Annotated in this window: 14 protein-coding genes; 4 read left to right on the top strand and 10 right to left on the bottom strand. The window is 69.8% G+C overall.

Annotated features, from left to right (window positions below):
* Together nifJ and KDB89_RS02590 are read right to left on the bottom strand one after the other, a co-directional pair.
* On the bottom strand, positions 1-3,564 hold the full coding sequence (gene nifJ / locus KDB89_RS02595; protein ID WP_219083261.1) for a pyruvate:ferredoxin (flavodoxin) oxidoreductase: 3,564 nt from the start codon (positions 3,562-3,564) through the stop codon (positions 1-3).
* Complete coding sequence (locus tag KDB89_RS02590) at positions 3,561-5,195, bottom strand: NAD(P)-binding protein (RefSeq protein WP_219083259.1); 1,635 nt, start codon at positions 5,193-5,195, stop codon at positions 3,561-3,563. The genes nifJ and KDB89_RS02590 overlap by 4 nt, the downstream gene beginning before the upstream one ends.
* Positions 5,196-5,665: 470 nt before the next feature.
* Between KDB89_RS02590 and nrdD the strand changes: the two genes are divergently transcribed.
* Both nrdD and nrdG read left to right on the top strand, forming a co-directional pair.
* Complete coding sequence (nrdD, locus tag KDB89_RS02585; protein ID WP_219083257.1) at positions 5,666-7,858, top strand: anaerobic ribonucleoside-triphosphate reductase; 2,193 nt, start codon at positions 5,666-5,668, stop codon at positions 7,856-7,858.
* Entirely contained in the window at positions 7,858-8,466 is a 609-nt protein-coding gene (gene nrdG / locus KDB89_RS02580) for an anaerobic ribonucleoside-triphosphate reductase activating protein (RefSeq protein ID WP_219083255.1), read from the top strand. The genes nrdD and nrdG overlap by 1 nt, the downstream gene beginning before the upstream one ends.
* Before the next feature lie 36 nt (positions 8,467-8,502).
* Here the strand turns inward: nrdG and trxA are convergent, their stop codons facing one another.
* From trxA to KDB89_RS02560, 4 genes are all read right to left on the bottom strand, one after another.
* Positions 8,503-8,847: a thioredoxin gene (gene trxA, locus KDB89_RS02575; RefSeq protein ID WP_219083253.1), complete on the bottom strand. Its 345-nt coding sequence runs from the start codon at positions 8,845-8,847 to the stop codon at positions 8,503-8,505.
* An 88-nt stretch (positions 8,848-8,935) separates the two neighbouring features.
* Entirely contained in the window at positions 8,936-9,679 is a 744-nt protein-coding gene (locus KDB89_RS02570; protein ID WP_219083251.1) for a class I SAM-dependent methyltransferase, read from the bottom strand.
* Entirely contained in the window at positions 9,672-10,364 is a 693-nt protein-coding gene (locus KDB89_RS02565) for a metal-dependent transcriptional regulator (RefSeq protein ID WP_219083248.1), read from the bottom strand. The genes KDB89_RS02570 and KDB89_RS02565 overlap by 8 nt, the downstream gene beginning before the upstream one ends.
* A gap of 66 nt (positions 10,365-10,430) precedes the next feature.
* Positions 10,431-11,570: an N-acetylglucosamine-6-phosphate deacetylase gene (locus KDB89_RS02560; RefSeq protein WP_219083247.1), complete on the bottom strand. Its 1,140-nt coding sequence runs from the start codon at positions 11,568-11,570 to the stop codon at positions 10,431-10,433.
* A 24-nt stretch (positions 11,571-11,594) separates the two neighbouring features.
* On the opposite strand from KDB89_RS02560, the gene serC reads away from it, so the two are divergent.
* Positions 11,595-12,725, top strand: coding sequence for a phosphoserine transaminase (serC, locus tag KDB89_RS02555; RefSeq protein ID WP_219083245.1), 1,131 nt, complete (start codon positions 11,595-11,597; stop codon positions 12,723-12,725).
* Positions 12,726-12,728: 3 nt separating this feature from the next.
* Here serC and KDB89_RS02550 read toward each other — a convergent pair whose 3' ends face one another.
* On the bottom strand, positions 12,729-13,700 hold the full coding sequence (locus KDB89_RS02550) for a hypothetical protein (protein ID WP_219083243.1): 972 nt from the start codon (positions 13,698-13,700) through the stop codon (positions 12,729-12,731).
* A 410-nt stretch (positions 13,701-14,110) separates the two neighbouring features.
* Here KDB89_RS02550 and KDB89_RS02545 point away from each other — a divergent pair, with 410 nt between their 5' ends.
* Positions 14,111-14,728 carry a hypothetical protein gene (locus KDB89_RS02545; RefSeq protein ID WP_219083241.1) on the top strand — a complete coding sequence of 206 codons (618 nt, stop codon included), beginning with the start codon at positions 14,111-14,113 and terminating at the stop codon, positions 14,726-14,728.
* 3 nt (positions 14,729-14,731) lie between these two features.
* On the opposite strand, the gene KDB89_RS02540 is transcribed toward KDB89_RS02545, so the two are convergent.
* The 3 genes from KDB89_RS02540 to KDB89_RS02530 all read right to left on the bottom strand — a co-directional run bounded on the left by KDB89_RS02540 (position 14,732) and on the right by KDB89_RS02530 (position 20,680).
* Entirely contained in the window at positions 14,732-18,127 is a 3,396-nt protein-coding gene (locus tag KDB89_RS02540; protein ID WP_219083239.1) for a pyruvate carboxylase, read from the bottom strand.
* A gap of 121 nt (positions 18,128-18,248) precedes the next feature.
* Entirely contained in the window at positions 18,249-19,736 is a 1,488-nt protein-coding gene (locus KDB89_RS02535) for an NCS2 family permease (protein ID WP_255556379.1), read from the bottom strand.
* Positions 19,737-19,909: 173 nt separating this feature from the next.
* The gene (locus KDB89_RS02530) at positions 19,910-20,680 is read right to left on the bottom strand and encodes a DUF3027 domain-containing protein (RefSeq protein WP_219083235.1); all 771 of its coding nucleotides are present in this window, start codon (positions 20,678-20,680) and stop codon (positions 19,910-19,912) included.

Below are 20,680 nucleotides of genomic sequence, written 5' to 3'. Positions count from 1 at the left end.
TCAGTCCCTCCTCGGGTCGGCGGCGAACCGTTCGGCGCCTCTGGTTGCGAGCTCCTCGTACTCCTGCCAGCGCCGGTCGACCTGGGCCTGGGCGAGTGAGACGAGGCGCTCGGCCTCCTCCGGGTCGGCGGCCTTCAGCACCTTGTAGCGCAGCTCGGCGGACTGGTACTGCTTCAGCGACAGGCGCGGGCGCGGCGAGTCGAGCAGGAACGGGTTGCCGCCCGCGTCGCGCAGCACCGGGTTGTAGCGCATCAGCGGCCAGTGCCCGGAGTTCACGGCGCGGTACTGCTGGTCGAGGCCCTTGCGCATGTCGATGCCGTGCGCGATGCAGTGGCTGTAGGCGATGATCAGGCTCGGGCCGTCGTAGGCCTCCGCCTCGCGGAACGCCTTGAGCGTCTGCTGCGGGTCGGCGCCCATCGCGACGCGCGCGACGTAGACCGACCCATAGGCCGAGGCCTGCATGGCCAGGTCCTTCTTGTTGGTCAGCTTGCCAGCCGTGGCGAACTTCGCGACGGCGCCGAGCGGCGTCGACTTGGAGGCCTGCCCGCCGGTGTTGGAGTAGACCTCGGTGTCGAGGACGAGGATGTTGACGTTGCGGCCCGACGCCAGGACGTGGTCGACGCCGCCGGAGCCGATGTCATAGGCCCAACCGTCGCCGCCGACGATCCACACGGAGCGGCGGACCAGGTGGTCGGCGACGCTGCGGAGGTCGGCCGCGACGCTGCCGGGCAGCGACGCGATCCTGTCCTTCAGCCTGTTCACGCGCGCCATCTGGGCCGTCAGCTCGGATCCCTGCCGCTGCGGGGCGGTCAGGATCGAGTCGATCAGCTCGTCGTCATTCAGCTCGGGCCGCAGCTGCTCGAGCCGGGTCCGCGCCAGGTTCTCGTGCAGGTCGGCGGCCAGCCGCATGCCCAGCCCGAACTCCGCGTTGTCCTCGAACAGCGAGTTCGACCACGCCGGGCCGCGGCCCGCCGCGTTCTTCGCCCACGGCGTCGTCGGCAGGTTGCCGCCGTAGATCGACGAGCAGCCGGTCGCGTTCGCGATGGTCGCGCGGTCGCCGAACAGCTGGCTCAGCAGCTTCAGGTACGGGGTCTCGCCGCAGCCGGTGCAGGCTCCGGAGAACTCGAAGAGCGGCTCGAGGAACTGCGTGCCGCGGATCGTGCCGAAGTCGACGCGCGAGCGGTCGTTGACGGGGATCGACTCGAAGAACCCGATGGCCTCCCTGCCCGCCTCGCGGTCCAGCTTGGGCGTCAGGTTGATCGCACGTCGCGACGGCTGGTCGATGGGCTTGACCGGACACGCCTCGACGCACAGCCCACAGCCGGTGCAGTCCTCGAGGTAGACCTGCAGCGTGTAGCGCGTATCCGGCAGGCCGGCCGCGTTCAGCGGCGCGCTGAGGAATCCCTCGGGCGCGCCGTCGGCCGCGCCCTGCGGGTACGACTTGGCGCGCAGCACCGCATGGGGGCACACGAACGCGCAGTTGCCGCACTGGATGCAGCTCTCCGGGTCCCACTCGGCCACGATCTCCGAGATGTTGCGCTTCTCGTACTTCGTGGTGCCCGACGGGTAGGTGCCGTCGACGGGCAGCGCGGAGACGGGCAGGTCATCGCCCTTGTCCTGCAGCATCTCGGCGGTCACGGTGCGCACGAACCTCGGCGCGCCCGCGGGCACGGGCGGGATCAGGTCGTGGCCGGAACTCGCCTCGCGCGGCACCTCCAGGTGACGCAGCTCGGCCAGCGTCTCGTCGACGGCGATGTGGTTCTTCCGCACGACCTCCATCGACTTGCGGGCGTAGGTCTTGGTGATCGACGCCTTGATCCGCTCGATGGCCTCTTCGCGCGGCAGCACGCCCGAGATGGCGAAGAAGCACGTCTGCAGGATGGTGTTGGTGCGCGACCCGAGCCCGGCGGCGCGCGCCACCTTGCCGGCGTCGATCACGTAGACGTCGACGCCCAGCTCGATGATGCGCTCCTGCAGCGGCCGCGGCAGGTGATGCCACGTGTCGTCGCCGTGCGGGGAGTTCAGCAGCAGCGTCGTGCCGGGGCGGGCGAACTTGAGGATGTCGACGCGCTCGAGGATCGACCAGTGGTGGCAGCCGATGAAGCTGGCGCGGTTGACCAGGTACGGAGCCCGGATCGGGTTCGGCCCGAAGCGCAGGTGCGAGACCGTCCGCGAGCCGGACTTCTTCGAGTCGTAGACGAAGTAGCCCTGCCCGTACGCGCCCTCCTGCGAACCCAGGATCTTGATGGTGTTCTTGTTCGCGCCGACGGTGCCGTCGGAGCCGAGCCCGTAGAACAGCGCCCGGACGGTCTTGGGATCCTCCAGGTCGAGGGTCGCGTCGTAGTCGAGCGACAGGCGCGTCACGTCGTCGAAGATGCCGACCGTGAACCGCGGGCGCGGGTGCTCGGCCGCCAGCTCGGCGAACACCGCGGCGGCCATCGCCGGGGTGAACTCCTTCGACGACAGGCCGTAGCGCCCGCCGATGACGCTGGGCAGGCTGCCCCGGCGGCCGTCGGAGACGGCCTCGGCCAGCACGCTGGTCACGTCGAGGAACATCGGCTCGCCGGAGGCGCCCGGCTCCTTGGTGCGGTCGAGCACGGCCACGCGCTCGACGGACTCGGGCAGCGCCGCGAGCAGCGCCTCGGCCGGGAACGGGCGGTACAGCCGCATCTGCAGCACGCCGACCTTCTCGCCCTGGGCGTTCAGCCGGTCGACGACGGGCAGCACGGCCTCGATGCCGGAGCCCATCACGATGACGACGCGGGTGGCCTCGGGGTCGCCGTGATACTCGACCAGGTGGTACTCGCGGCCCGTCAGCGCGGCGAACTTGTCCATCGCGGCCTGCACGAGCGTGGGAACCCACTGGTAGTACGGGTTCGAGGTCTCGCGGGACTGGAAGTACGTGTCGGGGTTCTGGGCCGTGCCGCGGATGAACGGGTTGGCGGGGCTCAGCGCGCGGGCGCGATGCTCGAGGACCAGCTCGGTCGGGATGAAGCTGGCCAGCTGCTCGTCGGTCAGCAGGTCGACGGTGTTGAGCTCATGCGACGTGCGGAACCCGTCGAAGAAGTGCACGAACGGGATGCGCGTGGTCAGTGTCGCGCGGTGCGCGATGGCCGCCATGTCGTGCGCCTCCTGCACCGAGGCGGAGCTCAGCAGGTTGACCCCGGTCTGGCGCACGGCCATCACGTCCTGGTGGTCGCCGAAGATCGACAGGCCCTGCGTCGCGAGCGAACGTGCGGCCACGTGGAACACCGTCGAGGTCAGCTCACCGGCGATCCGGAACATGTTGGGGATCATCAGCAGCAGGCCCTGCGACGCGGTGAAGGTCGTCGACAGCGCACCGCCCTGCAGCGCGCCGTGCATGGCGCCGGCGGCACCACCCTCGGACTGCATCTCGATGACGGTGGGCACCTGGCCCCACACGTTGGCGCGGTGGTGCGCGGCCCACTCGTCGGCCAGCTCGGCCATGGTGGAGCTCGGGGTGATCGGGTAGATGGAGCACAGCTCGCTGACCCGGTAGGCGACGTCGGCGGCAGCCTCGTTGCCGTCCATGATCTTCCTCATCGCTGGCCCTCCGCGATCATCTCGATGGCGTGCACGGGGCACTGCTCGAAGCAGGTCGCGCAACCGGTGCATAACTCGTAGTCGAAGCGGTACCGGTGCCCCTTGCCCAGCTTGATCACCGCGTCCTCGGGGCAGGCGCCGAAGCAGCCGTCGCACTCGAAGCAGTTGCCGCAGCTCAGGCAGCGGCGGGCCTCGAACTGGGCCTCCTCGTCGGTCAGGCCGGCGACGATCTCGCCGAAGCTCTCCACGCGCTCATCGGTGTCCACCTCGGGCTGCTGGCGGCGGGCGTGGTCGCCGAAGTACCAGACGTTCATCTGGTCGAGCGAGACGATCGGGTGCTTGGGCGCCGGGATCCACTCCTCCGAGTTGAGCCAGGCGTCGATCCGGCGGGCCGCCTTCTTCCCGTGGCCCGTGCCGATCGTGACGGTACGGTCCGACGGGACGGCGTCGCCGCCGGCGAAGATTCCCGGCACCGCCGTCATGAGCGTGTTGGGATCCACGTCGACGACGTCGTCGTTGAACGACATGCCAGGGATGGCGTGCAGGAAGTGCGTGTCGGCGCGCTGGCCGAGCGCGAGGATGACGGTGTCGGCGGCCAGCTTCTCGAACTGCCCGGTACCCACCGCGCGACCCTCGTCGTCGAGCTCCATGATCTCGACCGTGATGTCGTCGTCGACCGACGTGATGGTGCGCAGCCAGTTCATCTTGACGCCCTCGGCCTCGGCGCCCTCGCGTTCCTCCTCGTTGGCCGGCATCTGCGCCTCGGTGCGGCGGTACACGACGACTGACTCCTCCGCGCCCAGGCGACGGGCCACGCGGGCCGCGTCCATCGCGGTGTTGCCGCCGCCGTAGACGGCGACGCGGCGGCCGATCTTCGGGCGCTCGCCCGACGCGACGTCACGCAGGAAGCTGACGGCGTCGACGACGTGCGAGGCGTCGGCGGTCGGGATGTCGACGCGCTTGGAGATGTGGGCGCCCACCGCGACGAAGACGGCGTCGAAGCCGCCGTCGGCCTGGGCCTTCAGCAGGTCCTTGACGGGCGAGTTCTGGTGGAACACGACGCCGAGCTCGACGAGGCGTCCCAGCTCGGCGTCGAGCACGGAACGCGGCAGGCGGTACTCGGGGATGCCGTAGCGCATCATGCCGCCGGGCTCGTCGCCCGCGTCGAAGATCTCGACCTCGTGGCCGAGGCGCGCGAGGTGGTACGCGGCCGACAGGCCGGCGGGGCCGGAGCCGATGATCATCACCCGGCGGCCCGACTGCCTGCGGGGCTTCGGGTACTGCCAGCCCTTCTCGATGGCCAGGTCGCCGAGGTAGCGCTCAACCGAATGGATGGACACCGACGAGTCGAGGCCGCCGCGGTTACAGGCAGTCTCGCACGGGTGGTAGCAGACGCGGCCATGGACTGCCGGGAACGGGTTGTCGGCGACCAGCTGGCGCCACGCGGCTTCGGCCTCGCCGGCCTTGATCAGCCGCAGCCACTCCTGGATGTTCTCCCCGGCGGGGCAGCCTGCGTTGCACGGGGGCAGCATGTCGAGGTAGATCGGCCTGCGGGTCCTGACAGGGGCGACGCGCCCCTTGCCCTGACTGAGATCCGGCTGGGGCGTCATGTCCCGGGGTTCGGTAGACATCGCGGATGTCACGACCTTTCCAAATTGCTCTACTACGAGCCATCGTAGGGGCCGGATCCGGGCTTCCGCAGGGCGGGGCTTCAGCCGATTCCAGGCCGCCATCGAAAGGCAATCTTCGTCACATCGGCGTTGCGAAAATCGCTTCCCGCCTCGCTTCGCTAGGCGCCCTTCTGCCCACCGGCACGCAGCCCCCGTGCATAACGATGCCCTGGCTCCCAGCGCTGTTCATATATCGCAGCGCTCCCCATATACGCATCGTTGTGCACGGAACAGCGGCGGGAGGGGTACTGACGGAGCCCATCAGCGAAGGATCCCTCCCTACCCCGCCTCGCTTCGCTCGGCACCCTTCGACAAGCTCAGGGAACCGGAGACAAGCTCAGGGAGCCACGGCCCAAGATGTTGGGCTTGACGACTGGCCGAACCACTACATCTAGTAGTACGGTTGCGGAAGCTCACCCAGGAGGAAGCAGATGACGACCAGTGCACAAGCCGTCGAGACGAGGACGCCCGTCGACACGCTGACGGTCGAGAAGCGCGACGGCAGGCACCTGCCCTTCGACACGCGTCGAATCTCGGCCGCCATCCGGCGGGCCTACCGCGAGGTGCACGGCGACGTGACTGCTCAGCACGCCGCCCGCGTCGACGAACTGGCTGGCGCGGTGGTCGCGGAGGTGCGCACTCGGTTCAGTGCCGCGGTGAAGATCTACGAGATCCAGTCGGCCGTGGAACACACCCTGCTCGGCGCGCACGAGTACGACGTCGCCCGCGCCTACATCGACTACCGCGTGCGACGCGACTTCGCCAGGGCCCGCGCCACCGACGTCAACCACTCCGTCGGCCGACTCCGGGCCCGCGACGAGAGCGTCCTCAACGAGAACGCCAACAAGGACGCGGATGTGTTCAACACGCAGCGCGACCTCACCGCCGGCGCGGCCTCGAAGGCGATCGGCCTGCAGATGCTGCCCGCACACGTCGCCAACGCGCACCAGAAGGGCGAGCTGCACTTCCACGACCTCGACTACCACCCGTATGCCCCGATGACGAACTGCTGCCTCATCGACTTCGAGACGATGTTCCGCAACGGCTACCGGATCGGCAACGCGCAGGTCGAGCCGCCCCGCTCGATCCAGACGGCCACCGCGCAGATCGCGCAGATCATCGCCAACGTGTCCAGCAGCCAGTACGGAGGCTGCTCCGTCGACCGCATCGACGAACTGCTGGCGCCGTACGCGGGGCTGAACCACGCCAAGCACCTCGAGGACGCCCGTCGCTGGATCCCTGACGTGGCGGCCCAGCGGGCGTACGCGCTCGAGAAGACGGCCAAGGACATCCACGACGCCATGCAGTCGCTGGAGTACGAGATCAACACGCTGTTCACCAGCAACGGGCAGACGCCGTTCACGTCGGTCGGCTTCGGGCTCGGCACCGGCTGGCTCTCCCGCGAGATTCAGCGCGCCATCCTGCAGATCCGCATCGGAGGCCTCGGCCGCGAGCACCGGACCGCGATCTTCCCCAAGCTGATCTTCACGCTGAAGCGCGGCCTGAACCTGGAGGACGGCGACGAGAACTACGACATCAAGCAGCTCGCCGTGGAGTGCGCGACCAAGCGGATGTACCCCGACGTGCTGAGCTACGACCGCATCGTCGAGCTGACGGGCAGCTTCAAGGTGCCGATGGGCTGCCGCTCGTTCCTGCCGGGCTGGCAGGACGAGGAGGGCAACGAGGTGACGGCCGGCCGCATGAACCTCGGCGTCGTGACCCTGAATCTGCCCCGCATCGCACTGGAGACCCGTGGCGACGTCTCGGCCTTCTGGGTGCTGTTGGCCCAGCGCCTCGACGTCATGCGCGACGCGCTGCTCTACCGCGTCGAGCGGTGCAAGGAGGCGGTGCCCGCCAATGCGCCGATCCTCTACCGGTACGGCGCCTTCGGGCACCACCTCGCCCCCGCCGACGATGTGGATCAGCTGTTCCGCGACGGGCGCGCCACCGTCTCGCTCGGCTACATCGGCCTCTACGAGGTCGCCACCGCGTTCTTCGGCGGGGCCTGGGAGTCCGACCCCGCGGCCAAGGAGTTCACCCTCGCGGTGCTGCGGCGCCTCTACGAGCGGGCCCGCGAGTGGAGCGCTGAGAGCGGCTATGCGATCAGCGTCTACTCCACGCCCAGCGAGTCCCTGACCGACCGGTTCTGCCGGCTCGACCAGGAGAAGTTCGGCCGCGTCGCGGACATCACGGACAAGGACTACTACACCAACTCCTTCCACTACGACGTGCGCAAGGCACCGACGCCGTTCGAGAAGCTGGACTTCGAGAAGGACTACGTGCCATTCACCACCGGCGGCTTCATCCACTACTGCGAGTACCCGGTGCTCCAGCAGAACCCGAAGGCGCTGGAGGCCGTCTGGGACTACGCGTACGACCGCGTGGGCTACCTGGGCACCAACACCCCGATCGACCGGTGCTTCGAGTGCGGCTTCGCCGGCGACTTCACGCCCACCGAGCAGGGCTTCCGGTGCCCGTCGTGCGGCAACGACGATCCCGGCAGCGTCGACGTCGTCAAGCGCACCTGCGGCTACCTCGGCAACCCGCAGGCCCGCCCGATGGTGCACGGGCGCCACGCGGAGATCTCGGCGCGGGCCAAGCATCTGCGCGGCGACGGCTGCTGATGCCCCGGATCCCCGACCCGGCGACCTGGCGCTCGGAGCGGGTGAGCCGGAACCACGTCGCCGACTACAAGCCGTTCTCCATGGTCGACGGCGAGGGCGTGCGCTGCTCGCTCTACGTCAGCGGCTGCCTGTTCGCGTGCGAGGGCTGCTTCAACGAGGCCGCCTGGAGCTTCCGCTACGGAACCCCCTATGACGACGCGCTCGAGGACCGCATCATCGCGGACCTGGGCAACAGCTACGTGCAGGGGCTGTCGCTGCTGGGCGGGGAACCGTTCCTCAACACCGGCGTCGCGCTGCGGCTGCTCAAGCGGGTGCGGTGCGCTTTCGGGGCGACCAAGGACGTGTGGTCCTGGACCGGCTACCGGTTCGAGGACCTGTCGGCCTCCGGCCAGCCCGATCAGCTGGCGCTGCTGCGGGGGCTCGACGTGCTCGTCGACGGGCCGTTCGAGCTGGCCTCGCGCGACCTCACCCTGCAGTTCCGCGGCTCCTCCAACCAGCGGGTGCTCGACGTGCCCGCGTCGCTGGCCGCCGGCCGCGCCGTCGAGTGGGCCGGGCTGCACGCACAGGGGCCGGCGCCTGAACAGATCGACCGTCGCCAGCTGATCTGAACGGGGCACCGGCCCCGGAGTGGGTGCGCGTGCGGCTCAGGCCTTCGCGTCGGCCTCGAGGTCGAGGTCCTTGATCTGCTCGATCAGGGAGTCGAGCTGCTTGCCGGTCAGGAGGCCGGACTGCCGGAACACCAGGTTGCCCTCCTTGAAGCCCATGATCGTCGGGATCGACTGGATCTCGAGAACCTGGGCCAGGTCGCGGGCGTCCTCGGTGTCGACCTTGCCGAAGACCACGTCGCCGTGACGCTCGGAGGCGTCGTCGTAAATGGGCGAGAAGCGCTTGCACGGGCCGCACCAGTCTGCCCAGAAGTCGACCAGTACGACCCCGTTGTCCTTGACGGTGGTCTCGAAGTTCGCTGCGGTCAGCGCGGTGGTCGCCATGGGGTGACCCCTTTCATGAAGTCTGAATCTTGAGTCGTCTATGCCAACGCCGTCGGGCGTCGCGGTATTCCCCTCGAGGCTACCCGGGTCACTTGATGGCGATGATGCGGCGCATGGGCAGCGGCACGCGCACCGGGCCGTCGGCGAAGCGCGCGCGGAGGAACTCGACGGCGGCCCCGACGCGGTCGGCGTCGCCCGGGGTCCTGAGGCCCTCGAAGAGGCGGACGGCGTCGTCCTCGTCGGCGACCTCGTAGTAGTACTTGGCCCGCTTGTCCTCGGCCTTCGTCAGTCCCACGGCCCCCAACGCTGTGCGCGCCTTGAACTCGGTGATGCCCGGCAGGTGCGGGGCGACGCGCAGCTGGCCGGCCAGCCGACTGATGAGGCGCAGATCGTCGACGTTGGCGGGCCGCATCGACGGGGTCAGCGCGGCGAACACTCCCCCTGGCCGGAGCACGCGGGCCACCTCGGAGAGGAACCGCGGCCGGTCGGCAACCACCGAGATGCCCAGCGAGGAGACAACGGCGTCGAACGAGCCGTCGGCGAAGGGCAGGTATGAGGCGTGGGCCTGGACCAGAGGTCCGCGGCCCCGGCGCTGGGCCTCCAGCAGCTCCTCGCGGGACCGGTCGAGACCGGTGACGGTTCGGCCGGGCCGCTCGAGGCGCTCGATCATCGCGCCGGCCCCGCACGCCAGGTCGAGGACCTGCGTGGCGGAGGCGGATACGGCACGACTCAGCCACTCGTAGGGGGTGGAGCCCCCTCCCAACGCGCGCGACAGGACGCCCTCCATCGCTCCGGCGTTCAAGGTCGCCTCCTCGGGTTCGAGCTCAGGCATCGACCGCGACGAAGAGCAGCGCTGCCTCGTCCTCGTTGAGCGTGACCGACCGGTCCTCCTGCACGAGTCGGACCAGGTGTCCGTCGCGCGTGGCCTCGAACTGACCGCCCGGCCGGAGCCCGAGGTCGGCGAGCGCGATCAGCGTGTCGTCCTGGGCCTGGATCGACTCGCTCATCCGGCGAAGCGAGAAGGTCCTTGGCTCGATGCCGACGACGTCGGCCAGCGGCTCCGCGCCATGCCTGAAGGGCACGTGATCGGCCTCGACGCCCAGGTCCTTCAGGCCGGGGATCGGGTTGCCGTAGGGGGAGACGGTCGGCGCGTGCAGGATGCTGACGAGCCGCTTCTCCACCTCGAGCGAGATGACGTGCTCCCAGCGGCATGCCTCGTCGTGCACCTTGTCCCACTCGAGCCCGATCACCTCGGTCAGCAGGCACTCGGCGAGGCGGTGCTTGCGCATCACGTCGCGGGCCAGCTTCGCGCCGCGGCGCGTCAGCTTGATGGTGCGGTCCGGCTCGACGACAAGCAGGTGGTCGCGCTCCATGCGCGCGACCGTCTGCGACACCGTCGGGCCGGACTGGTGCAGGCGCTCGGCAATGCGGGCACGCAGCGGAGGAACACCCTCTTCGAGAAGCTCGTAGATGGTGCGCAGGTACATCTCCGTCGTGTCGATCAGATCGCCGCTCATGCTCCGCCTTTCAGTTCAGTCCATCCTAGTCGGCGCGCCCGCGGCGCGCCGTCGTTTGCCCGTAGCTCAGGCGGGGGCGACGACCCACTCGCCGCGCCGCATGACGCCGTGCAGGGCGCCGTCGTCGTCCACCAGGCACACGTCGGCGAAGCGGCCGGCCTCCAGCGTCCCGACCTCGTCGAGGCCGTGCCACCGCGCGGGTGTCGTCGCAGCCATCAGCGCGGCGTCGGGGATCGAGACTCCGACCTGCTCGACGACGAACTGGAACGCGCGGTCCATCGTCAGCGTCGAGCCGGCGATGGCACCGGGGCTCCCGTCGGCGGTCGCGAGGCGGGCTGTGCCGTCGGTGACGATGACGTCGAGTTCGCCGAGCACGTATCGACCGTCGCCGGTGCCGGTGGCGGACATGGCGTCGGTGACCAGGGCGACGCGGCCCGGGCCGGCGGCGTCGATGGCCATGCCGGCCACGACGGGCGCCAGGTGCACGCCGTCGCAGATCAGCTCGACCATGACGCGCTCGTCGGACAGCATCACGGGAACCGGGCCGGGCAGGCGGTGGTGGATGGGTCGCATCGCGTTGAAGAGATGCGTCACGACGTTGGCGCCCCACTCGACCGACTCCGCGGTGGTCACGTCGTCGGCGTCCGAGTGCCCGAACGCGACGGCGACGCCGGCCTCCCGGAACCTGCGGGTCGCCTCCTCGCCATGGTTGCGCTCCACCGCCAGCGTGATCATCTTCAGCGCCGGACCGCCCGCCTCGATCAGCCGCTCGACGAGCTCGGGGGTGGGGTCGCGGAGGAGATCGATGTCGTGCGCGCCCTTGCGCTCTGGCGCGAGGAACGGGCCCTCCAGGTGGATGCCGGCCAGCTCACCCGCGGCGACGAGCCCCGCGAGCACCTTCTCCTGCGCCTCGAGCTTCTCGACGGGCTCGGTGACCGTCGAGGCGAACATCGTCGTGGAGCCGTGGCTGCGGTGGTGGTCGATGATGGCCTGATTGTTCGCGGGGTCGGGGTCGCCGAAGCTGTACCCGACCGCGCCGTGCGTGTGGGTGTCGACGAATCCGGGCACGGCCCACAGCCTGAGCCCCTCCCCCGCGGCGCCGGGGGTCACGGAGACGATCCGGCCGTCGTCGATGGTGATGACGGCGTCGTCGACGACGCCGTCGGGGATCACGGCACGGGAAACGCGCAAGGTGGAGGAGGCCATGGCTCAAACCTATCCACACCGGCGATGCGGGCGGAGGGTGGGCCTAAGCTGACGATCGTGCAGATCCAGATCCCCGCAGAACTCCTCCCCGTCGACGGCCGTTTCGGGTCCGGGCCGGCCAAGGTGCGCGCCGAGGCGCTGGAGTACCTCTCCATGCGCGGCGACATCATGGGCACCTCGCACCGCCAGGCCCCCGTCCGGTCGCTGGTCGCGGCGGTGCAGGAGGAGCTGGCCGACCTCTACGACATCCCCGACGGCTACGAGGTGGTCCTCGGCAACGGCGGATCGACGCTCTTCTGGGACATGGCAGTGAGTTCCCTGGTGGAGAACCGGTCGGCGCACGGCGTGTTCGGCGAGTTCTCGCGCAAGTTCGCCTCCGCGTCGGCCGCGGCGCCCCACCTCGCGGACCCCGCCGTCTTCGAGGCCGAGCCGGGTTCTGTGGCCCTGCCGGAGCCGGGCGACGCGGATGTGTTCGCCTGGGCGCAGAATGAGACCTCGACGGGCGCCGCGGCCCCGGTGCGCCGCATCGGCGACGGGCTCGTCGTCATCGACGCCACGTCGGCGGCGGGCGGCATGGAGGCCGACATCTCCGAGACCGACGTGTACTACTTCGCACCGCAGAAGAACTTCTCGTCCGACGGCGGCCTGTGGCTCGCGTTCGCGTCTCCGGCGGCGATCGAGCGCGCGGAGCGCATCAAGTCGTCCGGCCGCTGGATCCCGCAGAGCCTCGACTTCACGCTGGCCGTGGCGAACTCCCGCCAGCACCAGACCCTGAACACACCCGCCCTGGCAACGCTGCTCCTCCTGGAGGACCAGCTCGGCTGGATGCTGGAGCTCGGCGGCATCGAGGCGGTGGCCGCGCGCTGCGCCGAGTCCTCTGGCGTGCTGTACGAGTGGGCCGAGAAGCGGGCCTTCGCGTCGCCGTTCGTGCCCCACCCCGGGTTCCGCTCCCCCGTCGTCGCGACCATCGACCTGGTCGACGGCGTCGACTCGAAGGCGCTGATCGCCGCCCTGCGTTCCAACGGGATCGTCGACATCGACCCCTACCGGGCGCTGAAGCGCAACCAGCTGCGGATCGGCTGCTACGCGTCGGTGGACCCCGAGGACGTCGAGGCGCTCACCGCCTGCATCGACTACGTGGTCGACAGGCTCTGATCGTCAGTTCCGGATGAGCCAGGTGACCACGCCGGCGGCGACGGACAGCAACGCCGCAAGGCCGATGGCCACGTAGGTTCCCGTGCGGGTCGGGGAGGAGCCGGAGTCCTCCTCCTCGACCTCGTCGTCATCGGCCGCCGGGCTCTGACTGGCGCTGGCCGACGGGGAGGCGCTCGCGCTGGGTGAGGGGCTCGGGGACGGCTCGATGGTGGTCGTGGTGTCGGAACTCGGCACCTCGGTCGTGCGGATCTCCGGGTTGCCGCCGACGTAGATCTCGTCGTTGGCGCCGACCGCGATCGATTCTGCATCGGGGGCCCCGACGATCGTGTCGGTCACGAGCGGCTCCCACGTGAAGGCGTCGATGTACTCGATGCCGACCTCGGTGCGCAGCGCCATGGTGGAGCCGTCCTTCAGGAAGACGCCGTCGGTCACGCCGTCGGGCGCGTCCGCCACGCGGGTCAGCGTGTTCATCGACGTGCGCGAGGGCTGCGCGGCCGCGTAGTAGATGCCGGGGTCGTCGCCGTCGGTGACGACGTAGAGGTTGCCGCGCGCGGAGATCATGAACGCCTTCGCGTCGCGTGCCCCGTCGGCGTACTGGAAGTCGAACGCGTTGTACGTCTGGCGCCCGGTCTGAGTGCTGGCGAGCCGGAACACGACGACGTGGTCGCGCGAGGCGTCCGGGTCGCCGATGTCGGCGATGTAGAGGCGCGAGGAGCTCCAGGCCAGCGCCTGGACGGACACGGGGTCGCCGCCGAAGGTGACCTCATCGCCGGTCTCGGCGTTGACGATGATGCCGTCGTCGGCGCGGGCGCCGGCGATCCAGAGGTCGCTGCTGCCTGGTGCGTAGGCCATGCCCACGACCGGGGCGTCGGCGTCGGCGACCTCGATGCCGTCGGCGGCGGCGGTCAGGGGGGCCAGGCAGATCAGGCCTACCCCCGCGGTCAGGACGGCTGCGCCGCATCGCGAAATGCTCATCAGTGGGTCAGCATATCGGCACCGAATCGATCAGAGTGCACCGAGGATCACCAGCACGATCATGGCGATCAGCGCGAGGGACACCACCACGCGCCGGCTTCTCGGATTCATGCGCTCCAGCCTATCCGCGCCGGGCAACGCCCGGTTCCATGAGCCCCTCCCGGTTCCCTGAGCCCCTCCCGGTTCCCTGACCCCCTCCCGGTTCCCTGAGCCTGTCGAAGGGCGCCGAGCGCAGCGAGGCGATAGCCAGGTGCGACACAGCGAGCCGATAGCCAGGTGCGACACAGCGAGCCGATGGCCAGGTGCGACCCTTCGCTGCGCTCAGGGCGTTTCGACAAGCATGTGCTGAGCCTGTCGAAGTGGTCAGCGACCCGGTTCCGCAGCGACGCCGGGCAGGTTACGGTTGACCCATGCAGAGACTGATCGTCTGTGCGATCGCGATCGACGACGTGCGCGACTTCTTCCGGGCCGACGAGACGCTCGGCGCCCGGCTGAGGTCCGTGGCCGCCAAACGCTTCGCCCCGCCCGCTCCCAGGAAGCGACGGCTGTTCGCGCCGCTGACCCGGCACGACCCCAACGTCGTCGCCGACCCCGCGATGCCCGACGGCGCGGACCTGGCCACGTTGCTCAGCGGCGGATTCGTCGCACCCGAGCGGCTGGCACCGTCGTGGAAGCTGTTGACCGCCTGGCTGGAGGAGCTGTCCCGGGCCAGTCGGTCTGTCGTCTGGGATGATGCCTCGTTCAACACGCTGGAGTGGGAGCTGGCGCGCGCCGGCCTGAACAGCGACTACTCGCTGCGATCCCTGGCCGACCGCGAGCTGGGCCTCCCGCTTCGCCCCCTGCAGGGACAGGTGGCCGGCTACGCGAAGCACGTGCACGTCGTCGAGACGTACCGCGCCTTGCGCGAGGCCGTCGCGAGGGCCGAACTCGGCGCGGCGGACAGGGCCTTCATGGATCCTCTCCTGTCGGTCCTGAAGGTCGCCGCGTCGAGCCCGGACCTCGACGTCGTCATCGTCGGGGCCGAGTAGCTCCTAGCCGATCACCAGCACAAGGTCGCCGCCCTCGAGCTGGGTGGTGCCGGGCAGCACCACGCGCTTCACGACGCCCGAGACGGGGGCGTTGATGGCGGCCTCCATCTTCATGGCCTCGATCGTCGCCACCTGGTCGCCGACGGAGACGGCGTCGCCAACCTCGACGGTCGGGGTGACGGCTCCGGAGAACGGCGCGGCGACGTGGCCCTTCTTGGAGGTGTCGGCCCGCTCCGCCGTGGCGACCTCGGAGGCGATGCTCAGGTCACGCACGCGCACCTGGCGCAGCTGACCGTTCAGCAGGCACATGACGTTGCGCTTGCCTCGCTTGTCGGCGCCCGAGATCGCCTCGAGCGCGACCAGCAGCGTGACGCCCTTCTCCAGCGTGATCGCGTACTCCCGCTCGGGCTCCATGCCATAGAGATAGGGCTCGGTCGGCAGCACAGAGATGTCGCTGTAGTCGAGGCGCCACTGATCGAAGGCCCTGGTAGGAGCCGGGAACAGCAGCCGGTTCAGGGTCTCCTGGCGAGCGCGGCCGGGCTCGGCCAGGAGCGCGAGGTCATCCTCGGCGACCTGCGCCTCACGGACGGGGACGCGCCGGCCCTCGAGTGCCTTCGACCGGAAGGGTTCCGGCCAGCCCCCGGCCGGCTGGCCCAGTTCTCCGGACAGGAAGCCGACGACCGAGTCGGGGATGTCGAACTTCTGCGGGTCGGCCTCGAACTCGGCCGGGTCCGCGCCGACGGCGACAAGATGCAGCGCGAGGTCACCGACGACCTTGGACGACGGGGTGACCTTCGTCGGTCGGCCGAGGATCTTGTCCGCGGCGGCGTACATGTCCTCCACGGCCTCGAACCGGTCGCCGACGCCCAGCGCGATGGCCTGCTGACGGAGATTGGACAGCTGCCCGCCCGGGATCTCGTGCGTGTAGACGCGGCCGGTCGGCGCGGGCAGGCCCGACTCGAACGGGGCGTACAGCTTGCGGACGGCCTCCCAGTACGGCTCTAGCGCCAGCACGGAGGCCTGGTCGAGGTCCGCCTGGCGCGGGTTCTGGTCGAGGGCTCCGAGCAGGGCCGACATCGGCGGCTGCGACGTCGTCGAGCTCATGGGCGAGGAGGCGACGTCGACGGCGTCGACACCTGCCTCGATCGCGGCGAGCAGCGTCGCCATCTGGCCGCCGGTGGTGTCGTGCGTGTGCAGGTGCACCGGCAGGTCGAAGCGTTCGCGCAGCGCGGTGACGAGTCTGCGGGCGGCCTCGGGGCGGATCAGGCCGGCCATGTCCTTGATCGCCAGCACGTGCGCGCCGGCGTCGACGATCTGCTCCGCCAGCCGCAGGTAGTAGTCGAGCGTGTAGGTCTTCTCGGCCGGGTCCAGCAGGTTCGACGTGTAGCAGAGCGCGACCTCGGCGACCGAGCTGGTCGAGCGGACTGCCTCGATGGCCGGGCGCATCTGCTCGATGTCGTTGAGAGCGTCGAAGATGCGGAAGATGTCGATGCCGGTCGAGGCGGCCTCCGCCACGAAGGCCTCGGTCACCGCGGTCGGGTACGGCGTGTAGCCGACGGTGTTGCGGCCACGCAGCAGCATCTGCAGGTTCTGGTTCGGCATCGCCTCGCGGAGCTTCGCCAGCCGCTCCCACGGGTCCTCGCCGAGGAACCGCAGCGCGACGTCGTAGGTGGCGCCGCCCCAGCACTCGACCGACAGCATCTGGGGCAGCAGCCGGGCCTGCAGCGGCGCGATGGCGGTCAGGTCACGGGTCCGCACGCGGGTCGCGAGCAGCGACTGGTGCGCGTCGCGGTAGGTGGTGTCGGTGACGCCGACGGCGGTCTGCTCGCGCAGCGCCTTCGCGAAGCCCTCGGCGCCCAGCGCCTGCAGCCGCTGACGCGGGCCGTCCGGCACGGGGGCCGTCAGGTCGATCGTCGGCAGCTTGACGGCCGGGTCGAGGTGCGTCGGGGCGGAGCCGTGGGGCTTGTTGACCGTCACCTCGGCGAGCCAGCGGAGCAGGCGCGTGCCGCGGTCGGCCGGCGTGCGGGCGCTCAGCAGGTAGGGCCGCTCGTCGATGAACGACGTGGTGACGCCGCCCTTCTCGAAGTCCGGGTCGTCGAGCAGCGCGCGGAGGAACGGCAGGTTCGTCGCGACGCCGCGGATGCGGAACTCGGCCAGCGCACGGCGGGCGCGCGCCGTGGCGGCCTCGAGCGTGCGGCCGCGGGCGGTCAGCTTGACCAGCAGCGAGTCGAAGTGGGGGCTGATCTCCACGCCGGTGCCGGTGGTGCCGCCGTCGAGGCGGATGCCAGCGCCGGAGGCGGAGCGGTAGGCCGTGATCATGCCCGTGTCGGGGCGGAAGGAGTTGAGCGGGTCCTCGGTGGTGATGCGGCACTGCAGCGCGGCGCCGCGGATCTGCAGCTCGGACTGGCGGATGCCGATCTCGTCGAGCGTCTCGCCGCGCGCGATGCGCATCTGCGCCTGCACGAGGTCGACGTCTGTGATCTCCTCGGTGACGGTGTGCTCGACCTGGATGCGCGGGTTCATCTCGATGAAGACGTGGGTCCCGGCGCGCGGGCCCTCCGTCTCGACGAGGAACTCGACGGTGCCGGCACAGGTGTAGTTGATGGCCTTGGCGAACTTCACGGCGTCGGAGGTCAGCGCGTCGCGGAGCTCCTGCGAGATGTGCGGCGCGGGGGCGATCTCGACGACCTTCTGGTGGCGGCGCTGGATGGAGCAGTCGCGCTCGAACAGGTGGACGGTGTTGCCCTGCTGGTCGGCGAGGATCTGCACCTCGATGTGGCGCGGGGCGGCGACGGCCTGCTCGATGAACACCGTCGGGTCACCGAAGGCGCCCTCGGCCTCGCGCATCGCGGCGCCCAGCTCCTCGGCGAACCTCGCCTCGTCGTCGACGCGGCGCATGCCGCGGCCACCGCCGCCGGCGACGGCCTTGATGAAGACGGGGAAGCCGATCTCCTTCGCGCCGCGGATCAGTTCGTCGGGGTCGGTCGAGGGCGGGCAGGACGCGAGCGTCGGGACGCCGGCCTTGCGGGCCTCGGCGATGGCGGCCACCTTGTTGCCGGCCATCTCCAGCACCCTGGCGGAAGGGCCGACGAATGTGATGCCGTTGGCCTCGCAGGCGGCGGCCAGGTCGGGGTTCTCGGAGAGGAAGCCGTAGCCGGGGTAGATCGCATCGGCGCCGGACTCCTTGGCCACGCGGATGATCTCGTCGATGTCGAGGTAGGCGCGGACGGGGTGACCCTCGCTGCCGATCAGGTACGACTCGTGGGATTTGATCCGGTGGTCCGCGTTCCGGTCCTCATACGGAAAAACTGCCACGGTCTTGAGGCCGAGTTCGACGGCTGCGCGGAACCCGCGCACGGCGATCTCGCCACGGTTGGCGACCAATACCTTGCTGAACATGGTGAGCAGCCTATCCTCGGACCCCTGCGGCCATGCCCGTTGTCCGATGTCCACCGGGTAACAACGCTGACAGATGACAAACGACCCCGGACCGTCGGGTCCGGGGTCGTCTCGGCAGGGATCAGGCGCCGATGGCAGCCAGGATCGCGCCCTGCACGAAGTAGATGACGAACATCGCGGCGACGACGTACATCAGCGGGTGGATCCTCTTGGCCTCGCCCTTGATCAGGCGGATGAACACGTAGCTCAGGAAGCCCGCGCCGATGCCGACGGTGATCGAGTAGGAGAAGGGCATCAGGATGATCGTCAGGAAGACCGGGATGCCGATCTCGGGGCGGCTCCAGTCGATGTCCGCGACCTGCGAGATCATCAGGAAGCCGACGAAGACCAGGACGGGGCTGGCCGCCTCGAAGGGGACGAGGTTGACCAGCGGAGCCAGGAACACGGCCAGCAGGAACGCGACGCCGGTCACGACGGAGGCGAGGCCGGTGCGGGCACCCTCGCCGACGCCTGCGGTGGACTCGACGTAGGACGTGGTCGAGGAGACGGACCCCAGGCCACCCGCGACGGCGCCCAGCGAGTCGACGAGCAGGATCTCGGTGGTCCGCGGCGGCATGCCGTTCTCGTCGTTCAGGCCACCCTCGGAACCGACGGCGACCATGGTGCCCATGGTGTCGAAGAAGTCGGCGAGCAGCAGCGAGAAGATCAGGACGACCAGCCCGAGGGCGTGCATCCAGGAGAACTGGCCGTTCGGGAAGAACGCGCCGATCATGTCGACGCGGCCGAGCAGGCTCAGGTCAGGCAGGGAGAAGCCGCCGGTCAGCGCCGGGACGTTCAGCGACCAGCCCGACGGGTTGCTGCCGTCGGGGACCTGACCGCCGACGTGCGCGACGGCCTCGACGATCACGGCCAGCACGGTCGCGGCGATGATCGAGATGAGCATGGCGCCCTTGACCTTCCAGACATGCAGCGTGATCAGCAGGACCATGCCGATGAGGAAGATCGCGATGGGCCAGCCCATCAGCGAGCCGGAGATGCCGAGCTGGACGGGGGTGCCGGACCCTGCGCGGACGACGCCCGCGTTGACGAGACCGACGAAGGCGATGAAGAGGCCGATGCCCACCGAGATGGCGGTCCGCAGCGGCGGCGGGACGGCCTTGAAGACCGCGGTGCGGAATCCGGTCAGCACCAGGATCGTGATGATGATGCCTTCCCAGACCACCAGGCCCATGGCCTGCGGCCAGGTCATCTGGGGAACCAGGGTGTAGGCCACCAGCGCGTTCAGGCCCAGGCCCGAGGCGATGGCGAGCGGGAACCTGCCGATGAGGCCCATCAGGATCGTCATGATGCCGGCGATCAGCGCAGTGGCTGCGGCCACCATGGCGATCGAGGCGACGATCGCGCCCTCTGCGTCGGCGGGCTGGCCGGAGATGAGGTTGCCGTTGACGTCGGCGACCGTACCGATGATCAGCGGGTTCAGCGCGATGATGTAGGCCATCGCGAAGAACGTGACGAGTCCACCACGGACCTCCGCACCGACGGAGGAGCCTCGCTTGGTGATCTCAAAGAAGCGGTCGAGCCCGGACTTGCCATCCGTCTCGGTGGGCAGCTTGGCTGCGCTGGGAGAGTTCGTAACCACGTCAGTGGATCGTAGGGTTCAGGAAGCGCCCCGGTATCACCCGTTCCGGCAGACGGCGCCGCTTGCAAAGTGCCACGGCCTGTGCCCTCCCTGCCGCTGAGCGCTCTACGCGCTGTCACAGGGCAGGGAAGACGGCCGGTGACTCAGTCGAAAAGCGTCGAATCGACGCCGATCGTGTCAAATACTGGAGCGGGCAGCTCCTTGGCCCGATGCTCCCCCACCACGTCGGAGTGGCCGCCGCAGCCGTGCTCAAGCGAGACGACCCGGCCGTCCGAGGGCGAGTACTCGTTGGTGCACGCCCCGAAGATCACGCCGAGCGAGCCGCGCAGCGCGACGAAGTAACCGCAGGTGCCGCAGTGGGCGGGCGCCTCGTGCGAGGCCTCGTCCTTCGGCCCGGGCGGCCCGGCGAGCCAGCGCTCGGCTGCAAGGTCACGGCCCTCGTGGCTCAGCACGCGGGCACGGCCGAGGCCGAGCTCGGCGACGGTCGAGCGCAGCTGGACCCAGTCCGCGTCGTCGCCGTCGGCCGGCAGGTCCGTGGCGGAAAAGCCGGGCTCGAGGCGCGGATCATTGTCCGGGGTGGCCATGAGCATGCCCGGTGCGATGTCGCCGGGGCCGATGCGGTCCTCCCACGGCACCCAGTCCGGGGCCAGCAGGGCACCTGCGGACGGCAGCAGGACGACCTCGTTGACGGTGGGCAGCTTGGCACGCGAGGCGCGCACGAGAGTGACCGCCCAGTGCCAGTCGGCGTAGCCGGGCAGCAGGCACTCGAAGGTGTGGGTGACGATGCGGTCGCCGTCCTCGGCTACCGCATCAAGGTGACGGCCGACGGCGTCGTCGCCGCCGGAGACGACGGCGGCGTCGCGTGCGAGGTCGACGGCCTCGGCGGTGGCGGCGTCGAGCTTGGGTCGAGGCAT

Origin of the sequence: Tessaracoccus palaemonis, assembly GCF_019316905.1 — a bacterium.
Lineage (GTDB): Bacteria > Actinomycetota > Actinomycetes > Propionibacteriales > Propionibacteriaceae > Arachnia > Arachnia palaemonis.
The sequence above is the reverse complement of the archived record's forward strand: the minus strand, read 5'-3'. Positions and strand labels throughout refer to the sequence as shown.